We start from the raw sequence: 11,158 nt of genomic DNA on the forward strand, positions 1-11,158 counted from the left end.
GGAGCCATGAGAGTTCTGGCAGCGATGAGTGGCGGAGTGGATTCCGCCGTGGCCGCGGCGCGGGCGGTCGAGGCCGGACACGATGTCGTGGGCGTGCATCTCGCCCTCAGCCGCATGCCCGGAACGCTGCGCACCGGCTCGCGCGGCTGCTGCACGATCGAGGACTCGATGGATGCCCGTCGGGCGGCCGACAAGCTCGGCATCCCCTTCTACGTGTGGGACTTCTCCGAGCGCTTCGCCGCCGACGTCGTGGACGACTTCATCGCGGAGTACTCCGCGGGCCGCACCCCGAACCCGTGCATGCGCTGCAACGAGCGCATCAAGTTCGCCGCTCTTCTCGAGAAGGCGCTCGCGCTCGGCTTCGACGCCGTCTGCACCGGTCACTACGCCTCGATCCTGACGGATGCCGACGGCAACCGCGAGCTGCACCGCGCCGCCGCATGGGCGAAGGACCAGTCCTACGTCCTCGGCGTGCTCACCGCGGAGCAGCTCGCCCACGCCATGTTCCCGCTCGGAGCCACCCCGTCGAAGGCGGAGGTGCGTGCCGAAGCGGCGGAGCGCGGCTTCAGCGTCGCCACGAAGCCCGACAGCCACGACATCTGCTTCATCCCCGACGGCGACACCCGTGGCTGGCTCGCGGAGCGTGTGGGCGCCGAGACGGGCGACATCCTGGACCGCACGGGCGCCAAGCTCGGCGAGCACGAGGGGGCGCACGCCTACACCGTCGGGCAGCGCCGCGGGCTCTCGATCGGCACTCCCGCTGCCGACGGCAAGCCGCGTTTCGTGCTCGAGGTGCGCCCCAAGGAGAACACCGTCATCGTCGGGCCGAAGGAGGCACTCGACATCGCCGAGATCGCCGGCGCGCGCATCAGCTGGGCGGGCCTGCCGCCCGAGGACGCATCCGTTCCCTTCCGGTGCGACGTGCAGATCCGTGCGCACGCCGACCCTGTCCCTGCCGTGGCACAGCTTCGCGACGGCGAACTCGTCGTCACGCCCGATGTGCCCCTGAACGGCGTCGCGCCCGGCCAGACGGCCGTGGTCTACGTGGGTACGAGGGTGCTCGGCCAGTGCACGATCGATCGCACGGTGAGCGCACTTTCCGTTCCCGCTCTCTGAGAGTCGGCCGCTTCGCGGAGGCGGGATGCTCGTCTCCTCGACGCCGAACGCGATATATCGGGACTTCTTTCTCGGCCCGCGTCAAGCCCCGTTCGCCGATTGGATCGGCCGCGTAGCGTCGCTCTCGCCTCTGGGACAGCTCCAGGGGCGACAAGGAGAGGCGCAGTCCATGACCACCCCACGCGATCCCGCTGAGCGGGAAGCAGTATCAGCAAGAACGGCGACGGACCCCGCCAGGTCCAACGCGGCCGTGCCCGCCGAGACCGGCGCGACACTCCGCGAAGAGGTGATCGAGCGGGAGAGGAGCGAGTTCGGCGGAGTCAAGATCGGGTCGGCCTTCTTCGGCTGGCTCACCGCCACCGGCACCGCGGTGATCCTCACCGCCCTCATCGGAGCGACCGGTGCCGCCCTCGGGCTCGGCGCCAACGGGGGAGCGGACGAGGCTGCGAAGGCCGCCTCGCAGAACGCGGAGACCATCGGGTGGATCGGAGCGATCGCCCTGCTGGTGATCCTCTTCGTCGCCTACTACGCAGGCGGCTACGTGGCCGGACGCATGGCGCGCTTCAACGGCGTCAAGCAGGGCGTGGCCGTGTGGGTGTGGGCCGTCGTGATCGCCGTGGTCGTCGCGATCATCACCGCGATCGCCGGCTCGCAGTACAACATTCTCGGGAATCTCAACAGCTTCCCCCGCATCCCCGTCAGCGAGGGCGACCTCACGGCGGCGGGAATCATCACCGCGGTCCTCGTGGCCGTCGCCAGCCTCGCCGGCGCCATCCTCGGCGGCGCAGCAGGAACGCACTACCACCGCAAGGTGGACCGCGTCGGACTCGGCCGCTGAGCGCGCCGCATCTTCACGAACCACGAAACATCGAAGGAATGAGAACACCATGATCGACAACAACAACCTCGCCAGCGTCATCGGCGCCACGGTCTACGGAAACGACGGAGACAAGATCGGCAAGGCCGGACAGGTCTACGTCGATGACAACACCGGTCGCCCGCTCTGGGCGAGCGTGCACACGGGACTCTTCGGAACGTCGGAAACCCTCGTGCCGCTCGAGGGAGCCGACTTCAACGGCGAGAACCTCACGATCGGATTCGACAAGTCCGTCGTCAAGGATGCCCCTCGCGTCGACCTCGACGGCGCGATCAGCCCCGAGGAGCAGGACGAGCTCTACCGGTACTACAACCTCGGCGGCGTGCACGGCGATGTGGACTCCGACGTCGACACCTCCGCGACGACCGGCCACGACACGTCGGGACCGAACACCGATTCGGCGATGACCCGTTCTGAGGAGCGTCTCGACGTCGGCACCGAGAAGGTCGCCACCGGCCGTGCTCGGCTGCGCAAGCACATCGTGACCGAGGAGCAGACCGTGACCGTTCCGGTCAGCCACGAAGAGGTGCGCCTCGAGCGCGAGCCGATCACCGAGGAGAACATCGGTGCGGCGACGTCGGGGCCGGACCTCAGTGAAGAGGAGCACGAGGTCGTCCTCACGGGCGAGCGCGTGGTCGTCAACAAGGAGACCGTGCCCGTCGAGCGGGTTCGCCTCGACACCGACACGGTGACCGAGCAGCAGACGGTGACCGAGGGTGTGCGCAAGGAAGAGATCGACCTGGCCCACGACGCCAAGTAATCTCCCGCGCGTACGAGGCAGGGCACGGAACGCATGTTCCGTGCCCTGCCTCGCGCCGTTCCGGCCGTCGGCCGCTGGCGGTGTCCGCAGTGCTCCGTAGACTGAGCGAGTGAGCATCGCAGACGCCGTTCCCACCGACGAACAGCTCGAGCGTTTGGGCCTCGACGCAGCATCCGCGCGGGTGGAGGGCCTGACGACGCGCATCCTCGAGGCCAGGGACGCCTACTACGAACGCGACACCTCGGTCGTCGCCGATGCGGAGTACGACGGCTGGATCCACGAGCTCGAGGCCCTCGAACGGCTCTTCCCCGTGCTGGCCAGTCAGGACTCTCCCACGCAGACCGTCGGCGGCCGCGCCGAGACGACGCTGTTCGCGCCGGTGCAGCACCTCGAGCGGATGCTGAGCCTCGACAACGTCTTCTCGATCGAGGAGTTCGAGGGCTGGGCCGCTCGGGTGCAGCGGGATTCCGGTCGCCGCGTGCACTACCTCTGCGAACTCAAGATCGACGGGCTCGCGATCAACCTGCGCTACGAGCGCGGCCGCCTCGTCTCGGCAGCCACCCGCGGCGACGGCGTCGTCGGCGAAGACGTCACCGAGAACATCCGCTACATCACCGCGATTCCGCAGAAGCTCGCGGGTGATGGACACCCGCCCGTCGTCGAGGTGCGCGGCGAGGTCTTCTTTCCCGTCGAGGCGTTCCGGGAGCTCAACGCGCTGCAGGCCGAGGCGGGCGACCGCATCTTCGCGAACCCGCGCAATGCGGCCAGCGGCTCGTTGCGGCAGAAGGCGGAAGGCAAGTCGGCCGCGCAGCTCGAACTGATGCACCGTCGGCTCTCGCGGCTGCGGATGCTCGTGCACGGCATCGGAGCGTGGGCGAACCCGCCGGTCGACAGCCAGTCCGCGACGTACGAACTGCTGGCGGGCTGGGGACTGCCGACGTCGCCCTACTATCGGGTCGTCGACAGTGCGGATGCCGCGGCCGACTTCATCCGCTACTACGGCGAGCACCGGGACAGCCCGGAGCACGAGATCGACGGCATCGTCATCAAGGTCGACGAGCTCGCCCTGCATGACGAACTGGGCGCCACGAGCCGGGCGCCCCGTTGGGCGATCGCGTACAAGTATCCGCCTGAGCAGGTGAACACCAAGCTGCTCGACATCGTCGTCTCGGTCGGACGCACCGGTCGCGCCACTCCGTTCGCCGTCATGGAGAAGGTGCGCGTCGCCGGCAGCGAGGTACGGCAGGCCACTCTGCACAACCAGGAGGTCGTGAAGGCCAAGGGCGTGCTGATCGGCGACACCGTCGTGCTGCGCAAGGCGGGAGACGTCATTCCCGAGGTGCTCGGGCCCGTCGTCGAACTGCGCGACGGCACCGAGCGGGCCTTCGTCATGCCGGCGAACTGCCCCGAGTGCGGCACCCCGCTCGCTCCGGCGAAGGAGGGCGACATCGACCTGCGCTGCCCGAACGCGCGCAGCTGCCCCGCTCAGGTGCGCGGCCGCGTCGAGCACATCGGATCGCGTGGTGCGCTCGACATCGAGGCCCTCGGCGAGGTCTCTGCGGCCGCCCTCACCCAGCCGCAGCGTCCGGAGGTTCCTCCGCTCGTGACCGAGGCGGCGCTGTTCGACCTGAGCATCGACGAGCTCCTGCCCATCGAGGTGGTCGTGAAGGATGCCGAGACCGGGCTCCCCAAAGAAGACGAAGACGGCGCGGTGCGCGTGCGCACGCCGTTCACGCGCAATCCCAGCGCCGCCGAGAAGAAGCGCGGACTGACCGAACCCCAGCCCTCTGCGAGTGCGCTCAAGCTGCTCGAGGAGATCGGCAAGGCCAAGACCAAGCCGCTGTGGCGCATCCTGGTCTCGCTCAGCATCCGTCACGTCGGACCGGTGGCGGCACGCGCCCTGGCGGACTACTTCGGCTCGCTCGAGGCCATCCGGTCGGCCGGGCGCGACGAGCTGGCACAGGTCGAGGGCGTGGGAGGCATCATCGCCGACGCTGTGCTGGACTGGTTCACGGTGGACTGGCACCGCGAGATCGTCGACCGCTGGGCGGCGGCCGGCGTGCAGTTCACGACGCCCGGCCACCCCGGACCCGGCGAGGCGGGCGGTGCGGACGGTCCGTTGGCCGGCCTGACCATCGTCGCGACGGGCTCGCTCGAGGGCTTCAGCCGGGAGGGTGCGCAAGAGGCGATCATCGCGGCAGGCGGAAAGGCGGCCTCGAGCGTGTCGAAGAAGACCGACTTCGTCGCGGCGGGGCCCGGAGCGGGATCCAAGCTGACGAAGGCCGAAGAGCTCGGCCTTCGCATCATCGACGCCGACCAGTTCCGCCGGCTGCTCGAGGGTGGACCGGCCGCCCTGGAGGACTGATCATGGCGGAGAAACCCTCGCGCCGCGGTTTTCTCAAGGCGAGCGGAGCCGCTGCGGCGGGCGTCGTCGTCGGTGGCGCGGCAGGCGGAGCCGTCGGCGGCAGCATCGGGCATCAGCTCGGCGCGGCCGACACGTTCGCCGACTTCACCGCCTACGACCCCGAGCAGAAAGCGGGATTCGAGCACCTCGTGGTGTTCATGGGCGAGAACCGCTCGTTCGACAACCTGCTCGGCTACCTCTACGACGCCGATTCACTTCCCGAGGGGCAGAGCTTCGACGGGCTGAACTTCGGCGACTACTCCTGTCCCAGTCCCTTGGGCGGCAGGGTTCCGGTGCATCCGTACACCGGCACGACCGACGAGATCATGGGCTCGCCCGACCCCGATCCCGGCGAGGAGTACCCGCACGTGAACACGCAGCTGTTCAACACCATCCTGCCGGCCTCCAACGCCGACCTGTTCATCGACGACATGGCCGCTCCGTTCAATGCGCCCGCGCGCGGAGTGAAGCCGACCATGGACGGCTTCGTCAGCGACTACGTCGTCAACTGGGCGAAGGTGAAGAAGGGCGGCCAGCCCGCCTCCGACGAGGTCGCGCGCATCATGGGCTCGTTCACGCCCGAGATGCTCCCGGTGCTCTCGACGCTCGCGAGGAACTTCGCCGTGTACGACTCCTGGCACGCCGCCGTGCCATCGCAGACCTTCTGCAACCGCTCCTTCTTCCACGCGTCCACCTCGCACGGTTTCGTCACGAACAAGGACCACGGCGGCTACGACAAGTGGCTCTCCGCTCCGCCGGTGCAGACCATCTTCAACCGGCTCGAGGATGCCGGGGTCTCGTGGCGGGTCTACTTCGACGCCATGCAGTTGGTCTCCTTCACCGGAGTGCTGCATGCCCCTGTACTGGAGAAGTACTGGCGCTCCGAGCACTTCGCCACCATGGAACGCTTCTACGAAGACGTCGAGAAGGGTCGCCTTCCGGCGTACTCGTTCATCGAGCCGCGACTGACCTACAACCACAACGACTTCCACCCGCCGTTCGGCGTCTTCCGCGAGGGCGAGGTCGACGGCGAACCCGTGCTCGACAGCGCGGTCTCCGACGTGCGTGCGGGCGAGGCGCTCGTGCACCAGATCTACACCGCCATCAAGCAGAGCGCGACGCCCGGCGGCTCCAATGCGCTGAACACCATGCTCCTGATCACCTTCGACGAGCACGGCGGAACGTACGACCACGTGCCGCCGCCGAGCGCCGTGCCGCCCGACTCGTCGGGCGGTGGCGAGATGGACTTCACGTTCGACCGGCTCGGATGCCGCGTGCCGGCGATCGCGGTGTCCGCATGGACCGCGGCGGGCACCGTCATCAACGATGACATGCACCACGGTGCGGTCATCGCGACGCTCTCACGGCTTCACGGACTGAGGCCGCTGAGTCGCCGAGACGCCGGCGCGAACGACCTCTTCAACGCGATCAACCTCGGCACGCCGCGGCATCCGAAGAGCTGGCCGACGACGACTCCGCAGTTCATCCCGCCCAACCCCGAGGCGAATGCGCCGCATCCGGGCGACGCACATCGAACGAAACCGCTGAGTCCGCCCGCACGCGGCCTGCTCGGACTGTTGCTGGCCAAGTACGGTCGCCCCGACGACACGGAGCCCGAGAACTTCGGCGACGCCTACAACCTGCTGAACACCTACGGGGTCGGCCTCTTCGGCAAGCCACAGTAAACTGGCATCCGCCCCCCACCGACGATACCGACGGAGAAGTATGTCTGGAATCAGCGCCGAACAGGTCGCGCACCTCGCGAACCTGGCGCGGATCGGGTTGACGCCCGATGAGATCACGAGCCTGACCGCCGAGCTCGACCACATCGTGGATTCCGTGGCCAAGGTGCGGGAGGTGGCGACGCCCGACGTGCCGGCGACGAGCCACCCGATTCCGCTGCAGAACATCTTCCGCCCCGACGTCGTGGGGGAGACCCTCTCCGCCGAGCAGGCACTCTCGGGCGCCCCCGAGCACGACGGCAGCCGATTCAAGGTCTCCGCGATCCTGGGGGAGGAGCAGTGAGCGAGATCCTGCGCCTGTCCGCCGCCGACCTCGCGGCGAAGCTCGCAGACGGCGAGATCACCTCCGTCGAGGCCACGCAGGCCTCCCTCGATCGCATCGCGGCCGTCGACGGCACCGTGCACGCGTTCCTGCACGTGGCATCCGAGAAGGCCCTCGCCACTGCGGGCGAGATCGACCGCCGCCGTGCGGCGGGCGAGGAGCTCGGCCAGTTGGCCGGCGTGCCGATCGCCATCAAGGACGTGCTCGTGACCAACGACATGCCCACCACCGCCGGCTCCCGCATCCTCGAGGGCTGGGTTCCGCCCTACGACGCCACCTCGGTGCGGCTCGTGCGCGAGGCCGGCCTGGTGCCTATCGGCAAGACCAACATGGACGAGTTCGCCATGGGCTCCTCCACGGAGCACTCCGCCTACGGTCCCACCCGCAACCCGTGGGACCTGGATCGCATCCCCGGCGGCTCCGGGGGTGGATCCGCGGCCGCCGTGGCATCGTTCCAGGCGCCGCTCGCGCTGGGCAGCGACACCGGCGGTTCGATCCGCCAGCCCGCGCACGTCACGGGCACGGTCGGCGTCAAGCCCACCTACGGTGCCGTCAGCCGCTACGGGGCGATCGCGATGGCCTCATCGCTCGACCAGATCGGCCCGGTCACGCGCACCGTCGGCGACGCCGCCCTGCTGCACGACATCATCGCCCGACACGACCCGCGCGACTCGACGTCGCTCCGCGATGCGTGGCCCTCGATGGCCGAGGCCGTGCGCAACGCCGACGTGCGCGGTCTGCGCATCGGCGTGATCAACCAGCTCGACGGAGAGGGCTTCCAGCAGGGAGTGCTCGACCGCTTCCACGCCGCCCTCGCGTTGCTCGAGGGCGCCGGAGCCGAGATCGTGCAGATCAGCGCACCGAACTTCGAGTACGCCATCTCGGCCTACTACCTGATCATGCCGGCGGAGGCCTCGAGCAACCTCGCCAAGTTCGACTCCGTGCGCTTCGGCCTGCGGGTGAGCCCTCCCGGTGGCGGAACCGTCGAGCAGGTCATGGCGGCCACCCGCGAGGCGGGCTTCGGCGCCGAGGTGAAGCGACGCATCATCCTCGGCACCTATGCGCTCTCGGCCGGCTACTACGACGCGTACTACGGCAGCGCCCAGAAGGTGCGCACCCTCGTTCAGCGCGACTTCGACGCCGCCTTCGGCCAGGTCGACGTGATCGCGACGCCGACGGCGCCGACGACCGCGTTCCGGCTCGGCGAGAAGCTCGATGACCCGATGGCGATGTACCTGAACGACATCGCCACTATTCCGGCGAACCTCGCCGGCGTGCCCGGGATCTCGCTGCCCGCCGGCCTCGCCGCCGAGGACGGACTGCCGGTCGGCATCCAGTTCCTGGCGCCCGCTCGTGAGGATGCTCGGCTCTACACGGTCGGCGGAGCGCTCGAGCGCGCGCTCGAGCACGAGTGGGGCGGCCCGCTGCTCGACCAGGCGCCCGACGTGTCCCAGCTCATCGCCGCTCGTGCGGCCCAGGAAGGTGGTCGCTGATGGCTCGCGCCGAACTCATGGACTTCGATGCCGCGCTGGAGCTCTTCGAGCCGGTGCTCGGGTTCGAGGTGCACGTCGAGTTGAACACGAAGACCAAGATGTTCTCGGACGCCCCGAACGTCTTCGGCTCCGAGCCCAACACCAACGTCACCCCGGTGTGCCTCGGTCTGCCCGGGTCGCTGCCCGTGGTGAACGAGCAGGCCGTGCGCTACTCGATCAGCCTGGGCCTCGCACTCGGCTGCCAGATCGCGCCGTCGAGCCGGTTCGCCCGCAAGAACTACTTCTACCCCGACCTGGCCAAGAACTACCAGATCTCGCAGTACGACGAGCCGATCGCGTTCGAGGGCTCCGTCGAGGTCGAGCTCGCCGACGGTCGCGTCGTGCAGGTGCCGATCGAGCGGGCGCACATGGAGGAGGATGCCGGCAAGCTGACGCACGTCGGCGGCGCCACCGGTCGCATCCAGGGTGCCGAGTACTCGCTCGTGGACTACAACCGCGCCGGCGTGCCGCTCGTCGAGATCGTCACCAAGCCGATCTTCGGTGCGGAGCACTCCGCGCCCGAGATCGCCAAGGCGTACGTGCAGACCATCCGCGACATCGTGCTCTCGCTCGGCATCAGCGATGCCCGCATGGAGCGCGGAAACCTGCGCTGCGATGCCAACGTGTCGCTGCGTCCGCGCGGGCAGGAGAAGCTCGGCACGCGCACGGAGACCAAGAACGTGAACTCGATGCGCTCCGTCGAGCGCGCGGTGCGTTACGAGATCCAGCGCCAGGCGGCCATCCTCGCCGCGGGCGGAAGCATCACGCAGGAGACGCGGCACTGGCACGAGGACACCGGCACGACGAGCGCCGGCCGGCCCAAGTCGGACGCCGACGACTACCGCTACTTCCCCGAGCCCGACCTGCTTCCGGTGGTGCCCTCGGCCGAGCTGATCGAGGAACTGCGCGCCGCACTGCCCGAGCCGCCGGCGGTGCGCCGGCGCCGGCTGAAGTCGGAGTGGGGCTTCACCGACCTCGAGTTCCAGGACATCGCCAACTCCAGCCTGCTCGCCGAGGTGACCGCTACCGTCGCGGCTGGGGCGACTCCCGCCGCTGCTCGCAAGTGGTGGACCGGTGAGATCGCCCGCGTGGCGAACGCCTCCGATCGTGAAGCTGCTGACCTCATCGCTCCTGCCGACGTGGCCGAACTCGCGACGCTCGTCGAGGCCGGAACCCTCACCGACCGCCTGGCCCGCCAAGTGCTCGAGGGCGTCATCGCCGGCGAGGGAACTCCGCAGCAGGTGGTCGAGGCCCGCGGCCTTGCCGTGGTCTCCGACGACGGTGCGCTTATCGCGGCCATCGACGAGGCACTCGCAGCGCAGCCCGACGTGCTCGCGAAGATCCGCGACGGCAAGGTGCAGGCCGCCGGTGCCGTGATCGGTGCGGTCATGAAGGCGATGAAGGGCCAGGCCGATGCCGCTCGAGTGCGTGAACTCGTGCTCGAGCGCGCGGGAGGCGACGGGAACTAGCGGCGACGACCGGCTCGATTGACAGCATCCTTCGATCGATCCTCGCTAATCTGGGAGCCCTTCGAAGGGATGACCATGGGATTCTTGGACCGACTACTGGGGCGAGACGAACCGGAGCAACCGCGTAACCAGGCGCGTGCTGCGGCGACGCAGGACGAGATCGCCATCCAGCGTTACCGTTACCTGCTGCGCACGGCTCCGCCGGAGACGATCGAGCAGGTGCACGCCGAGGCGTTCGCGCAGCTCACGCCCGACCAGCGTGCCCAGGTGCTCGAAGATCTGAGTGCGTCGACGGGCGAACGGCCCGCATCCGATGATCCGCAGACCCTCGCACGGGCGGCGACACGCGCCGAGCTGCGCCAGCCGGGCAGCATGGAGCGCGCCTTCTCGCGCGGCCAGGGCGCCTATGGCGGCGGCTACGGAGGAGGCGGCTCGGGCTTCGGCTCCATGTTCGCCGGATCGCTGCTCGGCTCCGTCGCCGGATACGTCGTCGGTTCCGCGCTGGTCTCGGCGTTCCTGCCCGACCCCGGGTTCGACAACGGCGGCTACGACAATGCCGGTGGCGACTCCTCGACGGACGCCGCGGGCGCGGACAACGGCTCCGACGGCGGCTCGGGCGCAGACTCCGGCGGCGACGGCGGCTGGGATGGCGGCGGCTACGGCGGCGACTTCGGCGGCGGCGACGGCGGGGGCTTCGACGGTGGAGGCTTCGACGGTGGAGGCTTCGGAGGCGATTTCGGCGGCGGCGGAGACTTCGGCGTCTAGCGCCGCATCGGCTGCGAGAGCGAGAACCGGGCGGCGATCCGTGCGTAGACTGCCAGCGGGTTGATGACTATGGAAGCGCCGGTGAGAGGGGCAAAAGAAGTTTTCGAAACCCTTGCCATAATCGAACACGTGTTCTAAACTGGGGGTATGGCGGCGCTCCTGGAAGACCTC

General features: G+C 69.0%; 9 protein-coding genes. All 9 read left to right on the forward strand.

The genetic code is table 11. From position 1 onward, the window contains the following. Positions 1–6 precede the first annotated feature (6 nt). The 9 genes from mnmA to WDJ51_RS05910 all read left to right on the forward strand — a co-directional run bounded on the left by mnmA (position 7) and on the right by WDJ51_RS05910 (position 10,987). Positions 7–1,116 carry a tRNA 2-thiouridine(34) synthase MnmA gene (gene mnmA / locus WDJ51_RS05870; RefSeq protein WP_337851502.1) on the forward strand — a complete coding sequence of 370 codons (1,110 nt, stop codon included), beginning with the start codon at positions 7–9 and terminating at the stop codon, positions 1,114–1,116. 169 nt (positions 1,117–1,285) lie between these two features. Further along, positions 1,286–1,954, forward strand: a complete 669-nt coding sequence (locus tag WDJ51_RS05875) for a hypothetical protein (RefSeq protein ID WP_337851503.1) — start codon at positions 1,286–1,288, stop codon at positions 1,952–1,954. Between the two features lie 49 nt (positions 1,955–2,003). Next, the gene (locus WDJ51_RS05880; protein WP_337851504.1) at positions 2,004–2,753 is read left to right on the forward strand and encodes a PRC and DUF2382 domain-containing protein; all 750 of its coding nucleotides are present in this window, start codon (positions 2,004–2,006) and stop codon (positions 2,751–2,753) included. 115 nt (positions 2,754–2,868) lie between these two features. After that, positions 2,869–5,118, forward strand: a complete 2,250-nt coding sequence (ligA, locus tag WDJ51_RS05885; protein ID WP_443218461.1) for an NAD-dependent DNA ligase LigA — start codon at positions 2,869–2,871, stop codon at positions 5,116–5,118. A 2-nt stretch (positions 5,119–5,120) separates the two neighbouring features. Continuing rightward, positions 5,121–6,842: an alkaline phosphatase family protein gene (locus WDJ51_RS05890; protein WP_337851505.1), complete on the forward strand. Its 1,722-nt coding sequence runs from the start codon at positions 5,121–5,123 to the stop codon at positions 6,840–6,842. A gap of 40 nt (positions 6,843–6,882) precedes the next feature. After that, positions 6,883–7,182: an Asp-tRNA(Asn)/Glu-tRNA(Gln) amidotransferase subunit GatC gene (gene gatC / locus WDJ51_RS05895; protein ID WP_337851506.1), complete on the forward strand. Its 300-nt coding sequence runs from the start codon at positions 6,883–6,885 to the stop codon at positions 7,180–7,182. Further along, positions 7,179–8,714, forward strand: coding sequence for an Asp-tRNA(Asn)/Glu-tRNA(Gln) amidotransferase subunit GatA (gene gatA / locus WDJ51_RS05900; protein ID WP_337851507.1), 1,536 nt, complete (start codon positions 7,179–7,181; stop codon positions 8,712–8,714). Before gatC ends, gatA begins: the two co-directional genes overlap by 4 nt. Then, the gene (gene gatB, locus WDJ51_RS05905; protein ID WP_337851508.1) at positions 8,714–10,222 is read left to right on the forward strand and encodes an Asp-tRNA(Asn)/Glu-tRNA(Gln) amidotransferase subunit GatB; all 1,509 of its coding nucleotides are present in this window, start codon (positions 8,714–8,716) and stop codon (positions 10,220–10,222) included. The genes gatA and gatB overlap by 1 nt, the downstream gene beginning before the upstream one ends. Positions 10,223–10,297: 75 nt before the next feature. Then, positions 10,298–10,987, forward strand: coding sequence for a hypothetical protein (locus WDJ51_RS05910; protein WP_337851509.1), 690 nt, complete (start codon positions 10,298–10,300; stop codon positions 10,985–10,987). Positions 10,988–11,158: the final 171 nt, after the last annotated feature.

It is taken from the genome of Rathayibacter sp. YIM 133350, from assembly GCF_037404875.1.
In the GTDB taxonomy this organism is placed as follows: Bacteria; Actinomycetota; Actinomycetes; order Actinomycetales; family Microbacteriaceae; genus Orlajensenia.